Here is a 24,091-nt window from a genome sequence, read left to right on the forward strand (position 1 = left end):
GAATAAATGAACTAATTAATTTTTTCGACAAATTACTTTTAGAAAGGAAGATGGTCCGTGAAACAGCATGCAGAAAAAGAAATTTCAGAGCCCACTCTACTTTGCGATAAAAAAGGTAATTTGAACCCCAAGGCAATTGGATATGCAAAGAAGCCTCTAATTGAAAGCAACTTGAAAGGTCATTATATGCGCAAGAAGAAATGGAATTATTGGTGTGTTTTTGGGGACGATATTCTTTTTTCTGCGACGATTAGTCACCTAGATTACGCAGCAGTTTGCTTTGTCTATTTCCTTAATTATGAAACACAACGTTATGTTGAAAAGACAGTTACGATTCCCCTGGGAAATAAACTAAAAATGCCAACAAATATATTAGAAAGTATTCAACTTCATTCCAAAGAAATGTCTATCCAACTAATGTATATACAAAACGAAACGCATATGACCGTAACAATTCCTGATTTTGATGGAGACTTATTACATGCAGATTTACATATATCTCATCCAATTGAAGATGATTCGTTAAATGTTGTTATTCCTTGGAATCGCCAACAATTTCAATTTACTGGGAAGCACCATACTCTACCGACGACCGGTTTTGTAAAGATTGGAGATTCCCGCTTCACATTCCAGCCAGAGGACAATTTTGCTGTTCTTGACTATGGTAGAGGAGTTTGGCCAAGAGCTGCTATTTGGAACTGGGGATTTGCTTCTCAACGAGTTGGCTCCAAAAGAATTGGTTTAAATTTTGGAGGCAAATGGACAGATGGTACAGGTATGACGGAAAACGCGATTTTCATAGATGGGAAAATGACCAAAATTCATGAAGACTTACTTTTTACATACGATACAAAAGACTTTATGAAACCATGGAAAGTCCATACAAAATTCTCTGAAGATGTGAATATGACATTCACTCCCTTTTTCCACCGGATTGCTAAAACGGATATGAAATTTATATACTCCGAAGTAAATCAAATGATGGGTTATTTCAATGGTAGAATTCAATTAGAAAATGGACCAACTCTTGAAGTAAAACAATTACTCGGATGCATCGAAGAACATCAAGCTAAATGGTGAGTGGCAAGAAAAAGAGGATTGCGACTAATGTCACGATCCTCTTTTCCCTTTAGTACACCTTTGCTAGTTGGAGTTTTTGCATTTCAGTTGGAATTGTAAGGTTTTCGCTAGTACGTTTTCTGCATAAAAAAAAGTTGTCTCAAGTAAGTATTGGTTACTTAGAGACAACTTTTTTAGGTAGGAGAACATTATGCGCTCATGTTATACGAGTTGCTTCACTAACTTTTTATTTCGTTCTTTAAATACTTCATTGTGTGAGGAGACCATTGCAAATTTGTTAGCATCTGGTTGGATATATTGCTTTGCCTGATTCACTGCATTGGCTGCATCTTGGAATGTCCCGGCTATTAGATTTACTTTGCCTGGATATTGGATGATATCCCCTGCTGCATAAATCCCAGCGACAGATGATTCCCCTCTACTAGTACCTTTCACATAGAAATCATCTGCAATATCAATGGATATTTTACTCTTTTTCAGAAGTTCTGCATCCTGATCATAGCCATGATTAATAATAACCTCATCGACTTCTACTTGAATAACCTCGCCTGTCTCATTGTTAAGAACTGCAACTCGTTCTATCATGTCATGATTTGCATTAGCGAATAGCTTAGTAATCTTCGTATTGAAGAAGCAGGTCACAGAGCTTTCTAGCAACTGAGTTACCTGTGCTTCATGACCATTTAACGAATCTTTACGATAAGTCACATATACTTTTTTGGCAATAGGCTCCAATTCATTTGCCCAATCAATTGCTGCGTTTCCTCCACCTGAGATAATGACTGTCTTATCTTTAAAACGTTGAATTGATTTGACTGTGTAGTTTAAGTTGCTGACCTCGAACCGCTCGGCCCCTTCAATTTCTAGTTTGGTAGGCTTCAAAATCCCACTTCCTACTGCAATGATGATAGTTTTCGAAAAATGTTCCACTCCTGAAGCGGCGTGCAAAACAAAAATACCGTCTTCTCGGCGAGTAATGGACTCTACTTTCTCATTCACTACAACTTCTGGGTCGAACGTTAGTCCTTGTTGAACTAATTGTTCGATTAATCGTTCACCGGAAATTGGCGTCTGGCCACCTACGTCCCAAATCATTTTCTCCGGATATACATGCAACTTTCCACCTAATTGAGGTTGGAACTCTATAATTTTCACTTTCATTTCTCTTAAACCACTATAAAAAGCAGAATACAACCCCGCTGGACCTCCACCAATAACCGTCACATCAAATACATTATGCATTTTTTTAGTCTCCTACCCCTAAAAATTATTTGTTGACATAAGTTGAATAATTAAATATAGTTGCTAATATGATAATGATAATCGTTATCAGTAAATTTAGCAAGAATTAGTTTGGAGGTATTTAAAATGGTTCGTTTATATACGGACGATTTATCCATTGGCTACGGTGAGCAACTGATCGTAAAAGATTTATCTGTACAAATTCCAAATCAGAAAATAACTACAATAATTGGACCTAACGGATGCGGGAAGTCCACCCTGCTTAAAGCTATTACACGTATCATTTCTCATCAGTCTGGTACGGTCGTATTAGATGGTAAAAATGTATCCAAAGAAAACACGAAGGTTCTTGCCAAAAAGATGGCAATTTTACCTCAGACTCCAGAAAGTGCTAGCGGTCTAACAGTAGGTGAATTAGTTTCTTACGGACGCTTCCCATATCAAACAGGTTTTGGTCGGCTTTCTCAAAAGGATTATGAAGTAATAGATTGGGCAATGAAAGTTACAAACACAAGTACTTTTAAGTATTTACCAGTCGATTCTCTTTCTGGCGGTCAACGTCAACGCGTATGGATAGCGATGGCTCTTGCACAAGAGACGGAGATTATTTTTCTTGATGAGCCTACAACTTACCTAGATATGGCGCATCAATTGGAAGTTCTTGAGCTTTTGCAACGCCTAAACAAAGAAGAAAAACGTACTATTGTAATGGTATTACACGATCTAAACCAAGCAGCCCGCTTCGCAGACTATATCGTTGCTTTAAAGGACGGACAAATTGTGAAGGCTGGTCCATGTGAAGAAGTAATTACAAAAGAAGTTTTACGTGGTGTCTTTAATATAGACGCCGAAATTGGAATAGACCCAAGAACAAACAAACCAATGTGTATTACATACGATTTACTAAAGGGAGAATAGACAAATGAATAAATTATTATTGCCATTTACTATCTTATTAGTACTTATCCTCGGTGCTTGCAACAGTGAAACGACAGATACTAAAGGTCCTGAGAAGAAAGAAGAAGCCACTACTATTACATATGAATCGGAAACTGGACCGGTAGAAGTTCCAGCAGATCCTAAACGAGTTGTCGTTCTTTCAACTTATGCAGGAAACGTAGCTGCACTAGATGTAAATTTAGTGGGAGTTGATTCATGGTCAAAATCTAATCCTGGATACGATGCATACCTAGCAGATGTGGAGGAAGTATCAGAAGAAAACTTAGAAAAAATTATTGAATTAGACCCAGATTTAATCATCGGATCCTCTACTACTCAAAACTTAGATAAAATTAAAGAAATTGCACCGACAGTCACATTCACTTATGGAAAAGTAGATTATTTGACGCAGCATTTAGAAATAGGAAAACTACTGAATAAAGAACAAGAAGCACAAACATGGATTGATGATTTCAAAGAACGTTCGGCAGTAGCTGGAGAAGAAATTAAAGCAGTAATTGGAGAAAATGCTACTGTTTCAGTTTTCGAAAACTTTGACAAACAATTATATGTCTTCGGCGATAATTGGGGTCGCGGAACGGAAGTTCTTTATCAAGCAATGGGTCTAAAAATGCCTGACAAAGTAAAAGAAATGGCTTTAGAGGCTGGATATTATGCATTATCTTTAGAAGTTCTCCCTGAATATTCGGGAGACTATGTGATTTTAAGTAAAGTCGCAGATCAAGATAACTCGTTCCAAGAAACAGATGTTTTTAAAAATATCCCTGCTGTTAAAAACGACCAACTATTTGAAGCAAATGCAGAAGAATTTTACTTTAATGATCCTATATCATTAGACTATCAATTGGAGTTCTTTAAAGAAAGTTTCTTAAACAATAAGTAATAATAGTGGAGGAATTCTATTGGGATTCCTCCACTATTTTTGTAGAAAGGATAACATGATGAAAACCTCTATTCATTTTAGTTTAAAGTTTATTATTGGGCTTATTTTATTGGTAGGAATGTTCTGTGTTTCGATGGTTTTTGGCGCAGCTTCGACATCCTTACAAGATGTATGGCAATCAATTTTTACTGGTGTCAAAAGCGATTCTATCAATATATTAAGAGAGCTAAGACTACCTAGAGAAGTTGCAGCAATGTTGGTTGGTGCTGCTTTAGCGGTGTCAGGTGCTATTATGCAAGGTATAACGCGCAATCCCCTCGCCGATCCTGGATTATTAGGATTGACATCGGGTGCGAACGCAGCCCTCGCTATTAGCCTTGCACTAATTCCTGGGATAAATTACTTTGGTATCACTATTGCATGTTTTATAGGAGCTGCAGTTGGTGCAGTGATGGTATTTGGTATTGGGGCAACGAAAAAAGGTGGCTTTTCCCCTCTCCGAATAGTTCTAGCTGGTGCAGCAGTATCCGCGTTTTTGTATGCTGTTGCCGACGGAGTGGGAATCTATTTTAAGATTTCGAAAGATGTCTCTATGTGGACAGCGGGTGGATTAATAGGAACTTCCTGGAGTCAGCTCCAGATGATTACTCCCTTTATCGCTATGGGAATCGTTGTAGCACTTTTACTATCTAGACAGTTAACTATTTTAAGTTTAAATGAAGAAGTAGCAGTCGGACTTGGGCAAAAAACTACTCAAACGAAAACAATTTTATTTATAGTTGTTATTCTACTTGCCGGAGCCTCTGTAGCACTTGTAGGAAATATGGCTTTTGTCGGTTTAATGGTCCCTCATATTGTTCGATCAATAGTTGGAACAGACTACCGTCTAATTATTCCTATGTCCGTTATAGCAGGAGCATTCCTAATGCTTATTGCTGATACAATTGGACGAACTATAAATATTCCGTATGAGACACCAGTCGCTGCCATTATAGCTATTATGGGATTACCTTTCTTTTTAGTGATCGTTCGTAAAGGAGGGCGTATTTTTCAATGATTCATCGTCAGCAAGTTAAAAAACAACGTATACTTTTTATTGTTTTACTATCGTTGATCGTTATTACTGCTTTTATAAGTGCAGGTATTGGTTATTCTACCCTAACCTTTAATCGTCTATTACCAACTTTTTTAGGGCAAGGCACATTTAAAGAGGAATTTGTTTTGTTCTCTGTTCGCTTACCAAGAATTATCATTACAATTCTTGCTGGAATGGCTTTAGCGCTATCTGGTGCTATTTTACAAAGCATTACACGTAATGATTTAGCAGATCCCGGTATTATTGGGATTAACTCCGGAGCCGGAGTGGCAGTTTCAATTTTCTTCTTATTCATACCGATTCAATCTGGTTCTTTTGTATACTTACTACCTTTAGTGGCATTTGTTGGCGCTTTGATTACTGCAATTTTTATATATATCCTTTCGTATAACCGAGGAACAGGGCTACAGCCAGTTCGATTAATTTTAGTTGGTGTTGGATTCTCTATGGCTCTTTCAGGCTTAATGATTGTCTTCATCTCTTCAGCTGATCGTCAAAAAGTAGACTTCATTGCTAATTGGATGGCAGGGAATATTTGGGGTGCAGATTGGCCATTTATTTTGGCACTTTTACCTTGGCTAATCGTACTTATTCCGTTTACGTTATATAAGGCAAATAAATTAAACTTACTCAACTTAAATGAACCTGTAGCAATTGGCGTAGGTGTTGCAATTGAGAAGGAGCGTATTACCCTTTTATTAGCCGCTGTGGCTCTTGCAGCATCTGCAGTGTCTGTAACTGGAGGAATTGCTTTTGTAGGCTTAATGGCCCCTCATATTGCCAAATCATTAGTTGGGCCACGTCATCAATTATTCATCCCTATTTCTATCCTCATTGGCGGTTGGCTCTTGCTATTTGCTGATACTATCGGTCGCAATGTTATCGAACCAAATGGTATACCAGCCGGAGTAGTCGTTGCTTTAATAGGGGCTCCTTACTTTATGTATTTATTGATGAGAAAGTAATTATTTAGTTTACTCTTTTACAATTGGAACTCATTTGCTCAGAAGTTTTTAGAACGTAGCAGTGCAGATCAATTAGTGGATGTATTTCCCAGTCCACAAGTAATCTTCAGAAGAACGCGAGTATACAATACTGTCGCGCAAGTAAATAATTATACAAAAAAATGGACTACAATTTTTCGTAGTCCATTTTCCTATGATTGAAGGTATTTCCACATTTTCTCTGGGTAGTCCGTGAAAATAGCATCTATCCCAATTTGTTTTAACAAATCTGCATACTTTTCTTCATTGACTGTAAAAACACGAACTTTTTTACCACTTCCAATTGCTTCTGCTCCCATTTTCCTAAGAACTGTCGGGAAAAATGCATGTAAGGCATCTGCTCCTACCACTTCAGCATATTTGTGCGGTTCAATCATAACTTCCATAAAGAGTACAGCCGTTTCTATAGGTGGAGCCAATTGTTTAACATTCCGAACCATCTCATGGTTGAACGAGGAGATTACGACACGAGCCTCTAATCGATAATCCTTTAACATTTGTAGCACTGCCTGCTCCATACCTTCATATGGAAAAACGTCAGATTTCAGCTCTATATTTAGATGATGATGTGTATCTTTAAATACATATAGCACTTCTCTTAGCGTGGGGATTGTTTCTTTTTTAAATTCGTGGGAGTACCAAGAACCAAAGTCAAATTTCTTTAATTCAGCTAATGTCATATCTTTGATAAACCCTGTTCCATTGGATGTACGATTGATGGTTTCATCATGTATTACAACCAATTCATGGTCTTTCGTCATATGAACATCGAATTCCACACCATGTATTGGTAGTTTTGCAGCTGCTTTAAAAGCTGCGATTGTGTTTTCTGGATGCGTACCTGAAGAACCTCGATGGGCATAAATTTTCATGGAGCCTACCTCCTTGTACTATATTCACTTTATTATACCTCTTTGTTTTTTGTATAAGAAAGCACAAATCACCAGCTTTTATTCCTCTTCTAAAATGTCTTTCAAAAACTTTTCTCTATTTTGTAAAAAGTATTTCGTCAGTTGAAAATGGTCCGTTTCTTCATATTCTATTTCTGTAATTTCCCCGTTGTCAAAACTTAGAATAACAGCTTCCGGGTAACCTAATAAAATAGGTGAGTGTGTGGCGATGATAAATTGGCTATCATCTTCTTGTACTAAGTCATGTAGAATTCTTAGAAACGCTAGCTGACGTGCTGGTGATAAAGCCGCTTCCGGCTCATCTAGCAAATAAATACCTCTACCTCTAAATCTATTAGAGAAAAGCGAGAAAAATGCCTCTCCATGAGATTGATGGTGTAAGGATTTTCCGCCGTAAGGACCAGTTCCCAGTGTATCTATATGAGTGGCAAAATTATAAAATGACTCCGCACGAAGAAAGAAGCCATTGGTAACTTTCGGAAGCCAGGAGAGCCTTATATAATCTCCAAGTGATGATTCTGATGCATCTACCTCGTAAAAGTTATTCCTTCCTCCTCCAGCCGTATTGAATTCACATTTATCTGCTATAGCTTCTAACAAAGTAGATTTTCCCGATCCATTTTCTCCTACGAAAAAAGTAACTTTGTTGTGTAAATCTAGTTGATCTAAGTTTTTGATAGATGGTATAGAAAATGGATACTGATTATAAGATGAAATATTATCTCTTTGGAGTTCAATTCTTCTTAAAAACATCCTTTCACCTCAATCCATAATTAGTTTGTTACTATATGTATTAGCTAACTCTTTTATAAATTCATATCCTCTATCTGCGAACGGTTCCATACCAAGGTCTAAGTCTCTCCAGGTACTTCCCTGGCTAATACACTAAGAATGGAGAAGTTTATATGCCAATTTAATATTTGCTTTCAGATAAACTGGCAAGTCTGGATTATCTAAAATTTCCTGTGTCGATACCCAATAAACTTCACTCACCTCATCCAGGCATTTAGCATAAGGTATGCCAGATTCATGCTCGCAAAGAAAAACAATGTCTACGACAGTTAAACCCGTATCAGTTACAAATAAAGTACTATTAACATACCTAAGATTGGAAACCTGTACACCCACTTCTTCTGAAATTTCTCTTTTTAGCGTTTCTTCTAATATATTGGAAGATATCCCATCTTTCTCTACCTTACCTCCAACAAGAGATAATAACCCTCCTGCGTGCTCTTCTTTTTCACTTCTTCTTATTAACAGCCACTTATCATTTTGGTAGATTGCCCCTTCAACATTAACGATGAACATTATCTTCCCCCCTCATTTTGTATATTCTATATAGCAAAAGTCTTTTCCTCTATTTGTACCTCTTATCTTGAAGAAATGATTATCCTCTCTGTTCCATTTAATTGAAGACGCTGTTTAAGAAAAAGGTCAATTAATCGATTATGGATATTTTTATAAGAATTGATTTATACTTTAGAGGATTGATATCAAAAGGAGTAGATTAAATGGAAAAGTTAGCGACATTCTTAATGTTTCAAGATGACAATGCAGAAGAAGCGATGAATTATTACACAAACCTTATCGAGGATTCTCAAATTACAAGTATTGTTCGTTACGGACCTAATGAATCCGGAAAAGAAGGAACGGTAATGCAGGCTACTTTTACTTTAAAACAGCAAGAATTTATGTGTATTGACAGTCATGTGAAACATCAATTTTCTTTTACTCCTTCAGTCTCAATATTTGTTACATGTGATACGGAAGAGGAACTGAACGATCTTTATCAATCACTCAACGAAGGTGGACAAGCACTCATGCCTTTAGGTGACTATGGTTTTAGTAAAAAGTTTGGTTGGCTAAATGACCGTTTCGGAGTTTCATGGCAACTAAATCTCCCAAAATAATAGAAAAACCTTGTTTTTCTCCTCCTAGTATCAAAAATAATAATATAATTTCTAACGACATGCCTTAGTAAACACAAGAAGAGGGCTTGGAAGTTCTCCAAGCCCTCTCTATTCAATATCAGGCAACCTATTTTAACATTGCCTAATTTAGCAAACTTCTTGTATAAAAATGAGTATTACTCACTGTCGTAAATCCAGCTCTTTCATAAATAGACAATGCCTGAGTATTATCAGTTTCTACATCCAAATAGACCGATGTTTTCCCCATACGATTAGCTTCGTTTTTACTCCAGTTTAATAAGGATGTTGCCACACCATTATTACGTGCATTTTCATGAACAGCAAGCCCTGTTGCCCATAGCTTTTCGCCTTCCTCAACTACAGTAACTGTTCCGACTACTTCACCTTGTAAGTAAGCAACCATCAAATGACGATTTGGCGTTTGAGTATTAAAAGCAATTAACACTTTAGATTCTTCTTCCGTGTCGCCAAATGCACTTACTAATACGTCAACGACCTCTGACTCTTCTTTGGTGTATTCTAATACTTCGACTTCACTTTCTATTTCCACTTTTCTCATCGCAGTTGCTACCATTGTTCGCTCTTGAAAATCAAAAGCATATCCAAGTTTATGCAGTAGCTGCTTACCTGCTTCCGAGCTTTCTGGATTTAAAGCGATATCTGAAACAGCTGCTCTTACTTCTAGATTTTTGCCCAATTCTCTTACCAGTCGTTCGCCTATCCCTAATCTCCGAACACCAGGTAGCACAACACTACTCCATTCAAAATCGAGTGTCGCTATTCGATCAATGGACGTTAACACGCCAACCAAACGGTCGCTATCGTCCTCATAGGCTAGTATGCAAAAACCCTTTGTATAGAAGTCGGATAGCTCCCCTACATTTAGTAGAGAAGTATAATCCACTTTATCCATGTTTTCTGCCTCAACTATCAATTCCGTTATTTCTTCCATTGTCTCCTCGTCTAAAGGAAAGGACACAGTCATTATAGATATATTCATTTATTTCTCCTTAAGTCTTTGAATTCGTTAACATACTATAATATTTGCCTTTCTTTTGCAACAACTCATCTTGTGTACCCGACTCGATTAGTTTTCCAGCTTCCATCACGAATATTAAATCAGCTTGGCGTATCGTATTTAGTCGATGGGCTATTACAAAACTCGTTCTTCCCTCCATTAGTCGTTCAAGTGCCTCTTGGATTTTCATCTCGGTCACAGTATCTATACTCGATGTTGCTTCATCTAATAATAGTATTGCTGGATCTGCAATTAGCGCTCGTGCAATGGATAATAACTGCTTTTGACCTTGACTAATTTCTCCACCATCAGCTGATAAAATGGTGTCATAGCCATGTGGTAATTTCATGATGAAATCATGTGCATTCGCTTCTTTAGCAGCGTGTAACACTTCTTCATCCGTTGCATTTAATTTGCCATATCTAATATTTTCTCTTACCGTCATTTCGAACAAAAACGGATCCTGTAAAACAAATGCCGTTTGACTTCGTAGTGTATGTCTAGGCAACTCATCGATAGAAATCCCGTCTACTAATATGCGTCCACCATTTACTTCATAAAAACGCGCTAGCAGCTGCATAATGGTCGTTTTTCCAGCTCCTGTTGCGCCAACTAATGCGGCAGTTTTCCCTGAATCCACATGAAAAGATACATTGGAAATAGTCGGAGACTCATCATCTTTGTTGTAATAAAACGTTACATCTTCAAATGTTACATTTCCTTTCAATACATAATCTGCATTGTCTAGAGCAGCATCGTCTTCAATTGGCTCATCCATAATAGCAAAAACACGTTCCGCACCTGCAATTGCAGACAATACCGTATTGAATTGGTTAGCTAAATCATTTAATGGACGAGTAAACTGCCTTGAATACTCCGTAAAAATAACAATCTCTCCTATTGTCACATGTCCATAATAGGCTAATAACCCACCTACAGCAGCAACTAGTGTAAAACTTGTATTATTCAATAAGTTCATCACTTTTGGTATAAAACCGGAGTAAGTTAAAGCCCAAAATCCAGTTCTCTTTAAGCGTTCACTTTTAATAGCAAACTCTTCTAGCATTCTTCCTTCTTGTGAGAAGGCTTTTACAATTCGTTGACCAGAAATTGTTTCTTCAATCATTCCATTTAGTTCACCGACTGCTTTTTGCTGTTCCTTAAATAATTTTGAGGTGCGCTTCGTTATCCATCTCATTGCAAAATACATAAAAGGCACAATGATAAGCGTCACTAAGGTCATAAGCGGGCTCAATAAAAGCATGACAACTGTTGTCCCAACCAAAGTTAGAATACTTGAAAATACTTGGATAAAGGACGAATTTAAAGTTTGACTAACGTTTTCAATATCATTTGTCATACGACTCATTAACTCGCCGTGCTGGCGTTTATCAAAAAAGGACACGGGGAGCTTCTGTAAATGTTCAAATAATCCTGTACGAAGTCTAAATATTGTTTGCTGAGAAATGCCGATCATCCAATAACTTTGCAAATAAGTAGCAATAGAGAAAAACAAGTAAACGAAAAGTAATACTCCAATTATTTTGGAAAGACCGACAAATATACTTTTGGAGATATGGTCATCCACAATTACTCCGATTAGATATGGTCCAACTAAAGCTAATGCCGAGCTGACAACTACCATCAGAAGAACGATGACTAATAGAAAACGTTGTTCGTCTACTAAATTCCAAATCCCCTTTAAAACACCCTTCCAATCGGAAGCTTTATCCACCTTCTTTTTATGGTCTTTCTGTAAATCTTCTTTAGTAATAATAGGCTCATAGCCGAAAGGTTTACGAATGAAGTTCATCATGTTCGCCCCCCTCTTGTTGTGATTCCGCTATTGCTTTATAAAGAGTGGAGTCCTTCATCAACTCATCATGAGTTCCATAAGCAGATACCTGGCCCTCTTCTAATAGTAAGATATGATCTGCGCCCTTTGCAGTTCGGATTTTCTGGGTAATAACAAGCATCGTTGCATTTTCTTCTTCAAGAGCTTCCCACAACGCATTTTCTGTTGAAACATCTAATGCACTTGTACTATCATCTAATAATAATATTTCTGGTTTCCTTACGAGTGCACGTGCAATGGATAATCTCTGTTTCTGACCTCCAGAGAGATTGACTCCCTTTTGCCCTACTCTCGTATTATATTGGTCTGGGAATTGTTCGATAGATTCATGAATTTGCGCTTGTTTAGCTGCTTCTCTCAGCAACTCTTCCGTCGCCGCCTGATCTCCCCACCCAAGATTTTCTTCTATACTTCCCGTAAAAAGAATAGATTGTTGAGGAACAAGTCCAATTATCTTTCTTAACTCTTTAAGTGGCCATTCTTTAACATCGATTCCGTCTATTAATATAGTTCCTTCTGTTGTATCGAAAAACCTCGGGATTAAATTGAGAAGCGTTGATTTTCCAGAACCAGTAGCTCCCATAATCGCAAGCTTGGATCCTGGTTGCACTTTAAAGGAGACGTCTTTTAATACAGGTAAATCTGTCGTTGGGTAATGAAATGACACATGCTGAAACTCAATTTCTCCTATTCCCGGGGTCGTCCCTTCTGAGTCTTCATTAATAATTTCAATGCCCTCCTCGACCTTGAGCACTTCCTCCATCCGTTCCGATGATGCTTTTGCTCTAGAGAAGAAAATAATAATGAAAGCAAACATAGAAAAGGCACCTGTCATACGCATCGCATAGTTAATAATAGCTACTAGCTCCCCTAATTCCACGTCACCCGTTTGAATTTCTTTTGCTCCAAACCATAATACTGCCAATAAGCTGACATTCATTACAAAGAGCAATACAGGCAGTATTAACTCCATGATACGGAATGCTTTAACATTATCCACTTTTAAGTTATCTGCAACAGATGCAAAACGACTTGACTCAAAATTACCACGCAAATATGCTTTTATTAAACGTACCGCCTGTAAATTTTCTTGTATTTTTCTTGTGACCTGGTCTACCCTTTTTTGAACTTTACTAAATAACTTTAAGCCATTCCTACTCATTATGTATAAGAATACAACTAAAAATGGAGCACCTATTACTAAGAACATAGCCAAGTATGGATTCACTATAAAGGACATAATAATACTTCCCACGACTAGTAAAGGCGCTCGAAGCATAATACGTAATCCCATAAAAATTAAATTTTGTGTAATTGTCACATCAGTAGTTAAACGTGTGATTAAACTAGCTGTTGGAAACTTTAAAAAAGTAGCCATTGTAAAGGCTTGCACTTTTTTAAATAATGCCTGACGTATATCAAACCCATAACTCTGCACAATATGAGAAGCGATATATGTATTAATAATTCCTGCTAAGAATGCCAAAAAAGATATCCCGAGCATGATACTTCCCCAAAGAATAATAGCTTGCTGGTCCTCAGCCAAAATACCATCATCAATAATAATAGCGATTAGCAATGGTTGAACAAGCTCTACGGAAAGCTCTACTAACATCAACACTAAAGCGACAATAACCAATATTTTATATGGAGATAAATAAGAAAGAATTGTCTTCAAAATTAAAACACCCCTAGATTCTTCGATACTCGAATTAATTCTTGTAAAACCTATTATGCCATAAACTCTTCTGAAGACATAGAAAAAGATGACTTAATATTTCGAAAGTCATCCTTTACTTTTACGCATCCATTTAATTTCTCCTGCAATAGAGAGCCAGGTGACAAATAGAAGCATAATAATTACTCCAATATATTGCCATGATCCAAGTATTTGTCCAAACCAGAATACCGATATAATCATTGCGGTTAATGGCTCAATGCTAGAAAGTATACTTGTTTCCACTGCTGTTATGTATTTCATACTAGACAAAAACAAGATAAACGCAATGGTTCCTATTAATATAATAATTACGACGATCAAGTTTATAGGAAATACAGTAAGGTGAGTCCATTCATCTGATTTCCATACTTGGGTAACTCCTGCTAGCACTACCCCTCCTACTAACATTCCCCAACCTACAATAAGAAGAACTCCCCACTCTTTCATTAATCGAGCGGGATAGACGGTATAAATGGAAAAAGCTACACCTACCGCTAAGCCCCAAAGTAAAGCTTCTTTACTTATTAATAATACCTTCACATTTGCATTCGTTAACAACAAAAACAAACCGATTAGCGTACCGATAATACCTATAATCTGATATTTAGGTGGAAATATTTTGTTCTTCCAAGATAAAAATAAAATGATATAGACAGGTCCTAGAAACTGAAGCAGTGTAGCGATTGATGCATTACTTGCTTCAATTGCAGCAACAAATGTGTATTGAACACCTAACATTCCTAGCACGCTGAAAACAACTAATTGTTTAAGCCAACTAATATCTGTCCATATCAGAAAAATTTGCTTACCAGTTATGGCAAGAAAAAATAGTATGCATAAACCGGCCGTTATTAAGCGGACCGTCAAAAAAAAGGAAACAGACAGATTTGTATTATTTAATATCCATTCCATCATGGGTCCGGTTGCCCCCCATAGTATAGACCCAAGAATTATAAGCAGTATACCTTTGGACCTTGTAAAATCATTTTTTATCAATTAAACACACCACTTTCGAAAGTACTTTTTACCCACCTGTTTATAAATAAATGAATATATGGTATTATACTAATGACTTTTAGAAACGAAATAAAAAAAATATTAGACTATTTAAGGAGGCCCTGTATATGTTTCTCAAGGAAGAATCTTTAGACCTAGGCAACACCTTTTTTAAACATTTGCCGACACCCAGTTTTATGACGGACAACAAAGGCAAGATCGTCTGGTGTAGCCAAGAAGCAGTAAAACAATTAGGTTACTCTATTAATGATCTACAAGACATGGATGTACCATTTTTTACAGACTATACACAAGGTCACATAACTGCAAATTGGGAAACTATTTTACAAACAGAGGATCCCTTTGAGATTAGTCCTGTAGTTTTATATTCAAAAGATAGAATAGCTATAAAAACTTCCATCGTCGCAAAGTCTTTTTCATGGCAAGACACGCGCTATGTATTATTTCAGATTAAAACAGATACAAAGGATCTCATGGAAGCATCTTCTTTTCATGAGCTTCAACTCATAAAAAAAGGATTGTCTAATTCCTACATGATCGTCTATATAGATCCCGAGGGACTAATCATGCATGCGAATGATAAGTTTTTGAAAAAGAGTGCCTGGACTCCTAAACGAATTGTCGGAAAATCATTTTGGCAGTTACTCCCGGACACCCCTGAACATATGGCAATTGGGAACCAAATAATTACGCGTCTTCGAGATGGAAAAGTATTTCAAGGATCCGTGGAGAAAATAACAAAAGACGGAACTACTTTTTGGGTGAATTTACTCGCTATTCCAGTCCACAATACTCAAAATAATACTCCTTACTTTTTATTATTGGAAGATGAAATAACAGAAAAAAAATTAATGCAGACTAAACTTGAACAAATAGCTTATGTAGATACAGAAACAGGTTTGCTAAGCAGACATCGTCTAGAAGAAGTAGTAAATGAATATATTAATGAAAAAAAATCATTTTCTTTTGTGTTCATTGGCATTGATCAATTTTATACGTTAAAAGAAATTTTTAATGATCAAACAGAAACAAAAATGTTAAATGAGTTCACTAAACGATTAAAAATTTACTTTGAAGATTCTATTATAGCAAGATCCGGTAGAGATGATTTTGCAATAGTCACTCCTTTAAGTGACTGGTATATCCAAGGATTTGCCAATTATTTAAAGCAAAATCCAATCTATTTAGACAGCAAAATAATCCCGATTACTGTTAGTGGAGCAATTACAAGGTATCCGGAAGATCAGCAATCTTACCTCCATTTGTTAAAAGCAACTACTAATACAATTCAAAAGGTTAAATTAGAGGGAGGCAGTATGATTGCGACTCTTTCCAAATCTGACCATTCAAAACTTTCTCGTAAGGTTCAAATTGAAAAGCGATTATTAGAAGCATTGAATCATCGTGATTTACACGTCATGTTCTTGCCTCAACAAGATGTCAAAACTGGAGCAATAACTTCTGTAGAGGCATTAGTTAGATGGGAAGATAGTGTACTGGGCACGGTCTCACCAGAGGAACTAATTCCTATCGCTGAGGAAACAGGATTGATCAATGAGATTGGTCAGTTTATGTTAGAAAAGTCTTGTGAGCAAGCTGCTATTTGGGCTCAAAAAGGAATGCCTATCAAAGTGAGCTTTAACTCTTCTATTCGCGAATTTAGAGATAAAAATATGGTAAAGACCATTCGAAAAGTACTTGAAAAGTACAAATGTTCTCCAGAACTTATCCAAATCGAATTTACGGAAAAATTTGCACTCGAAGCAGAGGCAGAAAAAGCAATTGTTCAGCAAATACAGAAGCTGCAGCAAGATGGAATCGTCTTTGTGTTAGATGACTTCGGAACAGGCTATGCTTCTTTACGATACTTGCAAATGTTACCAATTGGGAAGTTGAAGATAGACAAATCTTTCATAAATTCTGTAACTAAACAAGAAAAACTGGAGAAGCTTGTTCAAGGTTTGGTGCAATTTGGCCAATCATTAGACCTTCAAGTGGTCGCGGAAGGTGTTGAAAGTGCCGAACAGTTTGCTCTACTTAAACGAGTCGGCTGTGACGCAGTCCAAGGCTATTACATTAGCCCGCCAATTTCCGCAGAAGAAGTAGAAAAAATGCTATAAAATAGGAAACATTTAAAGAGTCTGTCCCCAGGGCAGACTTTTTTTACATTATTTTTTAGGTAATTTACTTGCGGTCGCTGAGCATTTACTCGCTGTATTCATTCGGTTACTCGCTTTCGTTCTTCGATTACCAGCGCTCATTGGTGATATACTCGCGGACTTGAAAATTTAAAAACCGCGGGCAAAGACAAAGTCTCTTTGCTCACGGTTTTGTTTTTAATCTTAGAATTGCTTTCGTCCAAAGCTGTGTAATAATTTCAGCAAATACTAAGCCCATTGCAATCGAACCTGAAATCAGTAAAGCTAGAGAAGCAAATTCAAGAGCTAATGCATAATCTTTTTCCACAACACTTCTCATGGCATTATAAGCCGTGCCTCCAGGGACTAATGGAATGATTCCTGCAACACTAAAAATAATCATCGGCATTTTAAATTTTTTGGACATTATATGGGATACGAATGCAACGGTGAAGGCTCCTGCAAACGATGCACTGACCTGATCCTGATTTAACGAGTTCACATACATATAAACAATCCAACCGGTCATGCCCACTACTCCACAGTAAAACAGCGATTTCTTAGGTGCGTTAAATACTACTCCAAACGCTGCAGCTGCGATAAAACTTAAAATACCTTGAACTACATATATCAATTTGAATCCTCCCTACAGTGATAGTACTAGCGCGACTCCGGCTCCAATTGCAAACGCTGTGAGGAAAGCTTCTGCTCCCTTGGATAGACCGGACACAAAACTACCAGCCATTAAATCGCGGACTGCATTGGTGATGAGTAGACCTGGAACAAGTGGCATAACAGAACCAATAATGATGGTATCTATTTCACTTCCCAAACCAGTGGCAACTGAAATGGTTGCAATGACAGTAACCACAAACGCCGCAAAAAATTCCGCAAAAAATTTAACCCTCGTCCTTATCTCTAACCGATCTGCTATTGCATAACCAATTCCTCCTGCAAGTAAAGCAGTAGGTACATCTATTAGTTTTCCGGAAAATAATAAAAGAAATGCACCTGAAGCAATTGCCGCTGCAACTATTTGAATCCAAAATGGATAGGTTTTATGTTCATCTTCAATCTGTTTAAGCTCGCTATATGCCTCTTCAATTGTAATGTCTCTAAAAGCTAATTTTCTAGATACATTATTAACGGAGGCGATTTTACCTAAATCCGTCGTTCTAGCATTTATTCGTACTAATCTTGTTGGAAGGTTTTTATTCCCACTAAAAATGATCCCTGTTGGAGTGACAAAGCTTTGAGATTGCGTAAGTTCCTGTGAAATAGCCATGCGGTCCATCGTATCTTCTGCTCGATACGTTTCAGCACCACTTTCCATCATTAACCGTCCTGCAAGTAAACAGCTCTCCACTACCAATTCATAATCTGTATCCAATAAGGAACACCTTCTTTCTTCCATTTAAGCTAATCTTATAGAACCAACTATAAAAAAACAAATACTGATGAAACCTTTACTTTATAAAAAAACAAAGAAAGTGACTAAAATAGCCACTTTCAGACTTAATATTTTTCTAATATAGTTTATCAATATATATTCATATTATAACTTTTAAATTCATCCGTAGCAAAAATAGAGGCAATTATTATTCTTGTTCCTCCCGATTAGCACGCTTAGTGTTATAAATTATATAATAAATTAACTCCTATCACTTAGCGGGCTAGTTATAAGTACTGGGTTATATTAAAGTTAAACTCCTGCCGAATAGATTCTTCGGGAGCTTTTGTTTATGGTCATGCTGCTACTAAAGCTTTATTCGTCAAATGGCCACTTCGGCAGCATATTGCTTAGCGTTTTGTCTTCTCGGTAACCGAGGACGTACTCTGCTTGCATAATTGTATGAATCTCTCGCGTTCCTTCATAAATAACTGGAGCCTTAGAATTTCTCAAATATCGAGCTACTGGATATTCATCGGAGTATCCATATGCCCCATGTATTTGCACCGCATCATCTGCTGCCTTATTAGCAAAATCGCATGCCTGCCATTTTGCTAGGGATGTTTCTCTTGTGTTACGCACACCTTTGTTTTTTAGTTCGCCTACACGGTATACGAGAAGGCGACTCATTTGAAGTCCGGCCTCCATCTTAGCAATCATCTGTTGAACAAGCTGATGTCTGCCAATCTCTTTTCCGAACGTTTGACGTTCTTTGCTATACTTCACACTTGCTTCCAAACAAGCTATTGAAAGTCCAACAGCTCCTGCTGCTACTGTGAATCGACCATTATCTAGGGCTGACATGGCAATCTTAAATCCTTCTCCCTCTTTCCCAAGAAGATTTTCTTTTGGCACCCGCATATTATCAAAAAATAGCTCTCCTGTATTTCCTGACTTAATACCATATTTACCTTTAATCGCTTTAGATGAAAATCCGTCCAGTGTACGCTCCACGATAAACGCACTAATACCATGATGCTTTTTAGATTTATCGGTATAAGCAAAAACAATAAAATGATCAGCCACATCACAAAGGGAGATCCATGTCTTTTGGCCATTTAATATATAGTCGTCACCATCAAGTACTGCTACTGTAGACATCGAAGCTACATCTGAACCTGCACCTGGTTCTGTTAAACCAAACGCTCCAATTTTTTCACCAATTGCTTGTGGCAACAAATATTTTACCTTCTGCTCTTCTGTTGCCCATTGCATTAAGGTCATGGAATTTAAACCGGTATGAACTGAAACTGCCGTCCGAAAAGCCGTATCTCCGCGCTCCAATTCCTCACAAACAATAGCAAGAGAATTATAATCCATTCCACTGCCACCATATTTTTCAGGTATACAAACACCCATCAATCCAAGGTCTGCGAGTCTTTTCCAAATGGCAGGATCAAATGCACCATCTAATTCCCATTTTGCCATATGAGGAATTATTTCATGATCTACAAACTGCCGAACTGTTTTGCGCAACAGTACTTGTTCTTCTGAGAAGTCAAAGTTCATCTTTACTCACCTCTAGTACTAGATTCTTTTATTTCTACGCCTCTTGCCGCCATCTCTCTTATATATAATTCGCCAGGAACGATTAATTCAGGTGGATATACTCCACGATTTTTGATGACGTTGTTTCCAATCATTTGCGCAACAATGGAAATCGTATTTGCTGTAGCTCTAGCCATTGCTGTTTCACCTGAAAGGGAGTCTTTTTTGGTCGCCAGTTCGTAAGTGAAGCTTGTAGGCATCCCATCTTTTAAACCTTCTACAATTACCCGCAGCAATACTGCATCCTCTTTATCCCCGAGTAATAACTGAGGTGTTAGGACTTCCTTTAATACATCTCGCGCCTTTACCATATTGCCATTCACATTAACAACTGTATTTTTGTTTGTTAGCCCTAAGTCTACGAGCAGTTTGAATTTTTCTGCATGTCCTTTATATCGAATCGTTTTGTATTCAAGTGTATCCACATTCGGAAAAGATTTAGGTAGAGTTGAAGTCCCACCTGCTGTATGAAATGCCTCCAGTTCACGATACCCTTCAAAAGTAATCGGTTCTACTTCTGAAAGTGAAGGAATTCCCTGAAGTTTCCCTTCTCTCACGACATGTGAAGCATCTGTGTAATGATCGAAGACCCCTTCCAATGAAAAAACAATATTGTAACCAAAAATCCCCTCTGGTTCAACTGGTATTCCACCGACATATAAACGAATAGCATTCACTTCATCAAGTTTGGAAGCTCCGTATCCAGCCAATATATTAATCATTCCAGGAGCAACACCTAAATCCGGAATTAGAGTAATCCCCTTAGCTTTAGCTTTTTCATGAAGCATTAATACGTGATCCGTCGCTCCTCCAATATGTCCTCCCAGATCAATAGAATGGATTCCCTCTTCTACAGCAAGCCGAGCTATTTTTTCGTTAAATGTATAAAATAATGCATTAATAACTACATCCGCTTCTCTCATGATTTTGCGTATGCTATCATCCTCGTTAGCATCTAGTCTCAAAACTTCAATCTTGGAGTTTTGCAATCTTTCCTTAAACATCTTCGCTTGACCTACATCTAGATCACATAAAAGAACCTTATCCACGTTTGGGCTTAACACTAAATCACGAGCTGCTTCTTTCCCCATTAACCCTGCACCTAATACAGCAACTATCATATAATTTTCCCCCTATTATTCTGTGTCTATTTGTGCGCGTTGTAATTTCCCACTGTAGTCGATATATATGCTCTTCCATTCTGTATACACATCTAATGCTGCTACCCCTGAATCGCGATGTCCGTTTCCAGTCCCTTTTGTTCCTCCAAAAGGCAGGTGAATTTCTGCGCCTGTTGTACCTGCGTTAATATATACAATTCCAGTATCTAAATCACGCTGTGCACGGAATACTTTGTTGACATCATTCGAATAAATTGAGCTGGATAATCCAAATTTCACTCCATTATTTACTTCAATCGCTTCTTCTAGAGAACCTACTTCTATCAAGGACACAACCGGACCAAAGATCTCCTCCTGCGCTATTCGCATATTTGGCTTCACGTTTGTAAATAACGTAGGGGCATAATAACTTCCTTTTGCCAACATACCCTCACTTAATATTTCCCCTCCAGTTAGGAGAGTTGCCCCTTCATCTTGTCCAATTTTTATATAGGAATGGATTTTTTCCAGAGCATTTTTATTAATAACCGGACCAATTTTCACCGTTTCATCTAGTCCATCGCCAATCGTTAGTTTTTCCATTTGTTCTAGGAGCATTTTTTCTAAGTCTTCTTTTACATCTTTATGCACAATAACTCGGCTACATGCTGTACATCTTTGTCCCGCTGTTCCAAAGGCACTCCATAAAATACCTTCCACTGCTAATGGTAGGTCTGCATCCTCCATGACGATTACTGCATTCTTTCCACCCATCTCAAGAGAAACTTTCTTTAAGTGACGACCACCAAGCTCGGCTACCTTACTCCCTGTTTCTGTAGAACCAGTAAACGAGATAACCTTTACATCTGGATGTTCGATCATAGCCGTCCCAACTTGAGAACCTGACCCAAAAACGACATTAGCCACTCCAGGTGGAAGTCCGGCTTCCTCAAAGATTTTAGCCATTTCATATGCCATCATCGGAGTTTCCGTTGCCGGTTTCCAAATAAATGCATTTCCTGCCACTATAGCGGGAAAGGATTTCCACGTAGCAATTGCCACTGGAAAATTCCATGGTGTAATGAGCCCCACTACTCCAATAGGTGAACGGACACTCATCGCAAACTTGTCTGCCAATTCCGATGGGGTTGTTTCTCCAAATAATCGGCGCCCTTCTCCTGCCATGTAAAACGCCATATCAATGCCTTCCTGAACTTCTCCGCGTCCCTCTTCAATTACTTTTCCCATTTCTTTTGTTAACACTTGAGCAAGGTGCTCTTTCTTTTCTTTCATTATCCTACCAATTTCATATAAATAATCTGCACGTTTAGGTGCAGGAACGAGTGCCCATTTTTTTTGTGCTTTTACTGCGGCTTCTACCGCAAGATTTACATCTTCTTCCGTAGATAGCCTCACCTCTGATAGCTGTTCACCATTTGCAGGATTTACCACTGGTGTATAATCTGCACCCTCGGAGTCTTGCCAATTGCCATTAATAAAGTTAGTTAATTTCATTTTATTCCCTCTTTTCACTTTTAAATGTAAACGCTTCCATTATTCATATATTCTATAAAATTTCATAAATCCCTTTAAAAATCTTTGGATATTTAGAATGAAACTTTTTCACCCTGCTTTCGTATAAATGGTAGAGAAAAATTTAAGGAGGAATTTGTTCATGAATAATCATGAAATTGACTACAAATTATACGGTGATGATATGCAATTTGTTGAAATCGAATTAGATCCCAAGGAAACAGTTGTTGCCGAAGCAGGAAGTTTAATGATGATGGAAGACGGTATTTCAATGGAAACTATTTTCGGCGATGGCTCATCCGGTTCTGCTGGTAGCGGCGGTGGTCTTATGGGCAAATTAATGGGTGCAGGTAAGCGTATGCTTACAGGAGAGAGTTTATTCATGACAACTTTCACTAATACAGGTAGTGGAAAAAGACATGTCTACTTTGCATCACCTTACCCAGGTAAAATTATTCCATTGGATTTAAGCCAATACCGTGGCAAAATTATTTGTCAAAAGGATGCTTTCTTAGCAGCAGCAAAAGGGGTTACGATTGGCATCGAATTTCAACGTAAGTTAGGAGCAGGCTTTTTTGGTGGTGAAGGTTTCATCATGCAAAAACTAGAAGGTGATGGCCTCGCTTTCGTTCATGCTGGTGGGGCAATTCATAGAAAGTCTCTTCAGCAAGGAGAAGTTTTACGCGTAGATACTGGGTGTCTCGTAGCAATGACTGCCGACGTTGATTACAATATTGAAATGGTAAAAGGAGTTAAAACAGCCTTATTTGGTGGAGAGGGATTATTCTTCGCTACTCTTCGTGGTCCAGGTACTGTATGGATCCAGTCACTTCCGTTTAGTAGATTGGCTAGTAAAGTATTTGCAGCAGCTCCCCAAACACCTGGTGGTGGTTCAAAAGGTGAAGGTAGTATAACTGGTGGATTATTTGATCTGCTAGGTGGGAAATAAATCAGAATCCTTGAGAATGGCTTGCTTTTTAAGCCATTTTTTTTATGAAATTAACACATATAATTTGGAAGCTAGGTGTAGGTATGGTTCTAGCTTCAACCAAATATATAAAAGGAGGAGATGTAAACAATGGAAAATCAATATAATAGTATTATAGTAGCGGTAGATGGTTCAAAAGAGGCTGAATATGCATTCCGCAAATCGATTGATATTGCATATCGAAATGAAGGAGCGCAATTACATATCGTAAACATTATTGATACGCGTTATTTTGGAGCTTTTGATCAAGAAGTTGCGGAGGAAGTTAAAGAACAATCTCGGGAAATCTTAGATCGCTATAAGGCTCGCTCTATAGCGGCTCGTGTTGAAAATGTAAATATCATTATTGAATATGGTTCACCTAAAACAGTAATAACAAAAGAGATTGCTAAATCAGTGGAGGCAGATTTAATTATTTGCGGCGCTACTGGACATACGCCAGTAGAACGCTATTTAATTGGTTCGGTATCTGAAGCAATCGTGCGTTCAGCTAAATGTGATGTATTAGTCATTCGTACACCTGGTTCAACAATATAAAAAAAGCGTCCAGACTTTCAAAAGTCTGGACGCTTTTTTTATAGGATTAACTTATTCACCTTTTAGGGAACCGACATTGG

22 protein-coding genes are annotated in these 24,091 nt (G+C 37.7%); 9 read left to right on the forward strand and 13 right to left on the reverse strand.

The window, feature by feature from the left end; genetic code table 11:
• Window positions 1-57: 57 nt before the first annotated feature.
• Entirely contained in the window at window positions 58-1,080 is a 1,023-nt protein-coding gene (locus BM260_RS05515) for a DUF2804 domain-containing protein (protein ID WP_093535913.1), read from the forward strand.
• Between the two features lie 201 nt (window positions 1,081-1,281).
• Here the strand turns inward: BM260_RS05515 and BM260_RS05520 are convergent, their stop codons facing one another.
• Window positions 1,282-2,322 (reverse strand): NAD(P)/FAD-dependent oxidoreductase, encoded by a 1,041-nt coding sequence (locus BM260_RS05520; protein ID WP_093535915.1) that lies wholly within the window; start codon window positions 2,320-2,322, stop codon window positions 1,282-1,284.
• Window positions 2,323-2,448: 126 nt separating this feature from the next.
• Between BM260_RS05520 and BM260_RS05525 the strand changes: the two genes are divergently transcribed.
• The 4 genes from BM260_RS05525 to BM260_RS05540 are packed head-to-tail and all read left to right on the forward strand — an operon-like array spanning window position 2,449 to window position 6,226.
• Window positions 2,449-3,240, forward strand: coding sequence for an ABC transporter ATP-binding protein (locus BM260_RS05525; protein WP_093535917.1), 792 nt, complete (start codon window positions 2,449-2,451; stop codon window positions 3,238-3,240).
• 4 nt (window positions 3,241-3,244) lie between these two features.
• Window positions 3,245-4,165, forward strand: a complete 921-nt coding sequence (locus BM260_RS05530; RefSeq protein WP_093535919.1) for an iron-hydroxamate ABC transporter substrate-binding protein — start codon at window positions 3,245-3,247, stop codon at window positions 4,163-4,165.
• Between the two features lie 55 nt (window positions 4,166-4,220).
• On the forward strand, window positions 4,221-5,222 hold the full coding sequence (locus BM260_RS05535; protein ID WP_093536710.1) for a FecCD family ABC transporter permease: 1,002 nt from the start codon (window positions 4,221-4,223) through the stop codon (window positions 5,220-5,222).
• A complete protein-coding gene (locus tag BM260_RS05540; RefSeq protein ID WP_093535921.1) occupies window positions 5,219-6,226 on the forward strand; it encodes a FecCD family ABC transporter permease in 1,008 nt (335 codons plus the stop codon). The genes BM260_RS05535 and BM260_RS05540 overlap by 4 nt, the downstream gene beginning before the upstream one ends.
• A 191-nt stretch (window positions 6,227-6,417) precedes the next feature.
• Here the strand turns inward: BM260_RS05540 and BM260_RS05545 are convergent, their stop codons facing one another.
• From BM260_RS05545 to BM260_RS05555, 3 genes are all read right to left on the reverse strand, one after another.
• Window positions 6,418-7,137 (reverse strand): glycerophosphodiester phosphodiesterase, encoded by a 720-nt coding sequence (locus BM260_RS05545; protein ID WP_093535923.1) that lies wholly within the window; start codon window positions 7,135-7,137, stop codon window positions 6,418-6,420.
• A gap of 78 nt (window positions 7,138-7,215) precedes the next feature.
• A complete protein-coding gene (locus tag BM260_RS05550) occupies window positions 7,216-7,929 on the reverse strand; it encodes an AAA family ATPase (protein ID WP_093535925.1) in 714 nt (237 codons plus the stop codon).
• Window positions 7,930-8,061: 132 nt separating this feature from the next.
• Window positions 8,062-8,484, reverse strand: coding sequence for an NUDIX hydrolase (locus BM260_RS05555; RefSeq protein ID WP_093535927.1), 423 nt, complete (start codon window positions 8,482-8,484; stop codon window positions 8,062-8,064).
• 203 nt (window positions 8,485-8,687) lie between these two features.
• Here BM260_RS05555 and BM260_RS05560 point away from each other — a divergent pair, with 203 nt between their 5' ends.
• A complete protein-coding gene (locus BM260_RS05560) occupies window positions 8,688-9,086 on the forward strand; it encodes a VOC family protein (RefSeq protein WP_093535929.1) in 399 nt (132 codons plus the stop codon).
• Between the two features lie 142 nt (window positions 9,087-9,228).
• Here the strand turns inward: BM260_RS05560 and BM260_RS05565 are convergent, their stop codons facing one another.
• From BM260_RS05565 to BM260_RS05580, 4 genes are all read right to left on the reverse strand, one after another.
• Window positions 9,229-10,107 (reverse strand): GNAT family N-acetyltransferase, encoded by an 879-nt coding sequence (locus tag BM260_RS05565; RefSeq protein WP_093535931.1) that lies wholly within the window; start codon window positions 10,105-10,107, stop codon window positions 9,229-9,231.
• 10 nt (window positions 10,108-10,117) lie between these two features.
• Complete coding sequence (locus tag BM260_RS05570; RefSeq protein ID WP_139219906.1) at window positions 10,118-11,938, reverse strand: ABC transporter ATP-binding protein; 1,821 nt, start codon at window positions 11,936-11,938, stop codon at window positions 10,118-10,120.
• Entirely contained in the window at window positions 11,922-13,658 is a 1,737-nt protein-coding gene (locus tag BM260_RS05575; RefSeq protein WP_093535935.1) for an ABC transporter ATP-binding protein, read from the reverse strand. Before BM260_RS05575 ends, BM260_RS05570 begins: the two co-directional genes overlap by 17 nt.
• A 108-nt stretch (window positions 13,659-13,766) precedes the next feature.
• A complete protein-coding gene (locus BM260_RS05580; protein WP_281249744.1) occupies window positions 13,767-14,693 on the reverse strand; it encodes a DMT family transporter in 927 nt (308 codons plus the stop codon).
• 131 nt (window positions 14,694-14,824) lie between these two features.
• On the opposite strand from BM260_RS05580, the gene BM260_RS05585 reads away from it, so the two are divergent.
• Window positions 14,825-16,837: an EAL domain-containing protein gene (locus BM260_RS05585; RefSeq protein WP_093535937.1), complete on the forward strand. Its 2,013-nt coding sequence runs from the start codon at window positions 14,825-14,827 to the stop codon at window positions 16,835-16,837.
• A gap of 202 nt (window positions 16,838-17,039) precedes the next feature.
• On the opposite strand, the gene BM260_RS05590 is transcribed toward BM260_RS05585, so the two are convergent.
• From BM260_RS05590 to BM260_RS05610, 5 genes are all read right to left on the reverse strand, one after another.
• Window positions 17,040-17,489 (reverse strand): threonine/serine exporter family protein, encoded by a 450-nt coding sequence (locus BM260_RS05590; protein ID WP_093535939.1) that lies wholly within the window; start codon window positions 17,487-17,489, stop codon window positions 17,040-17,042.
• A 12-nt stretch (window positions 17,490-17,501) separates the two neighbouring features.
• The gene (locus BM260_RS05595; RefSeq protein ID WP_093535941.1) at window positions 17,502-18,269 is read right to left on the reverse strand and encodes a threonine/serine exporter family protein; all 768 of its coding nucleotides are present in this window, start codon (window positions 18,267-18,269) and stop codon (window positions 17,502-17,504) included.
• Between the two features lie 351 nt (window positions 18,270-18,620).
• On the reverse strand, window positions 18,621-19,814 hold the full coding sequence (locus BM260_RS05600; protein ID WP_093535943.1) for an acyl-CoA dehydrogenase family protein: 1,194 nt from the start codon (window positions 19,812-19,814) through the stop codon (window positions 18,621-18,623).
• A gap of 2 nt (window positions 19,815-19,816) precedes the next feature.
• On the reverse strand, window positions 19,817-20,974 hold the full coding sequence (locus BM260_RS05605) for a saccharopine dehydrogenase family protein (protein ID WP_093535945.1): 1,158 nt from the start codon (window positions 20,972-20,974) through the stop codon (window positions 19,817-19,819).
• Between the two features lie 15 nt (window positions 20,975-20,989).
• A complete protein-coding gene (locus BM260_RS05610; protein ID WP_093535947.1) occupies window positions 20,990-22,468 on the reverse strand; it encodes an aldehyde dehydrogenase family protein in 1,479 nt (492 codons plus the stop codon).
• A 160-nt stretch (window positions 22,469-22,628) separates the two neighbouring features.
• On the opposite strand from BM260_RS05610, the gene BM260_RS05615 reads away from it, so the two are divergent.
• Together BM260_RS05615 and BM260_RS05620 are read left to right on the forward strand one after the other, a co-directional pair.
• Window positions 22,629-23,435, forward strand: a complete 807-nt coding sequence (locus BM260_RS05615; RefSeq protein WP_093535949.1) for a TIGR00266 family protein — start codon at window positions 22,629-22,631, stop codon at window positions 23,433-23,435.
• Between the two features lie 129 nt (window positions 23,436-23,564).
• The gene (locus BM260_RS05620) at window positions 23,565-24,011 is read left to right on the forward strand and encodes a universal stress protein (protein ID WP_093535951.1); all 447 of its coding nucleotides are present in this window, start codon (window positions 23,565-23,567) and stop codon (window positions 24,009-24,011) included.
• Window positions 24,012-24,091: the final 80 nt, after the last annotated feature.

The organism is Psychrobacillus psychrotolerans (genome assembly GCF_900115805.1).
In the GTDB taxonomy this organism is placed as follows: Bacteria; Bacillota; Bacilli; order Bacillales_A; family Planococcaceae; genus Psychrobacillus; species Psychrobacillus psychrotolerans.

Coding starts and splice junctions, on each gene's coding strand:
- BM260_RS05520 (WP_093535915.1), bottom strand. CDS start 2,322: ATGCATAATGTATTTGATGTGACGGTTATTGGTGGAGGTCCAGCGGGG.
- BM260_RS05525 (WP_093535917.1), top strand. CDS start 2,449: ATGGTTCGTTTATATACGGACGATTTATCCATTGGCTACGGTGAGCAA.
- BM260_RS05530 (WP_093535919.1), top strand. CDS start 3,245: ATGAATAAATTATTATTGCCATTTACTATCTTATTAGTACTTATCCTC.
- BM260_RS05535 (WP_093536710.1), top strand. CDS start 4,221: ATGATGAAAACCTCTATTCATTTTAGTTTAAAGTTTATTATTGGGCTT.
- BM260_RS05540 (WP_093535921.1), top strand. CDS start 5,219: ATGATTCATCGTCAGCAAGTTAAAAAACAACGTATACTTTTTATTGTT.
- BM260_RS05545 (WP_093535923.1), bottom strand. CDS start 7,137: ATGAAAATTTATGCCCATCGAGGTTCTTCAGGTACGCATCCAGAAAAC.
- BM260_RS05550 (WP_093535925.1), bottom strand. CDS start 7,929: ATGTTTTTAAGAAGAATTGAACTCCAAAGAGATAATATTTCATCTTAT.
- BM260_RS05555 (WP_093535927.1), bottom strand. CDS start 8,484: ATGTTCATCGTTAATGTTGAAGGGGCAATCTACCAAAATGATAAGTGG.
- BM260_RS05560 (WP_093535929.1), top strand. CDS start 8,688: ATGGAAAAGTTAGCGACATTCTTAATGTTTCAAGATGACAATGCAGAA.
- BM260_RS05565 (WP_093535931.1), bottom strand. CDS start 10,107: ATGAATATATCTATAATGACTGTGTCCTTTCCTTTAGACGAGGAGACA.
- BM260_RS05570 (WP_139219906.1), bottom strand. CDS start 11,938: ATGAACTTCATTCGTAAACCTTTCGGCTATGAGCCTATTATTACTAAA.
- BM260_RS05585 (WP_093535937.1), top strand. CDS start 14,825: ATGTTTCTCAAGGAAGAATCTTTAGACCTAGGCAACACCTTTTTTAAA.
- BM260_RS05595 (WP_093535941.1), bottom strand. CDS start 18,269: ATGGAAGAAAGAAGGTGTTCCTTATTGGATACAGATTATGAATTGGTA.
- BM260_RS05600 (WP_093535943.1), bottom strand. CDS start 19,814: ATGAACTTTGACTTCTCAGAAGAACAAGTACTGTTGCGCAAAACAGTT.
- BM260_RS05605 (WP_093535945.1), bottom strand. CDS start 20,974: ATGATAGTTGCTGTATTAGGTGCAGGGTTAATGGGGAAAGAAGCAGCT.
- BM260_RS05610 (WP_093535947.1), bottom strand. CDS start 22,468: ATGAAATTAACTAACTTTATTAATGGCAATTGGCAAGACTCCGAGGGT.
- BM260_RS05615 (WP_093535949.1), top strand. CDS start 22,629: ATGAATAATCATGAAATTGACTACAAATTATACGGTGATGATATGCAA.
- BM260_RS05620 (WP_093535951.1), top strand. CDS start 23,565: ATGGAAAATCAATATAATAGTATTATAGTAGCGGTAGATGGTTCAAAA.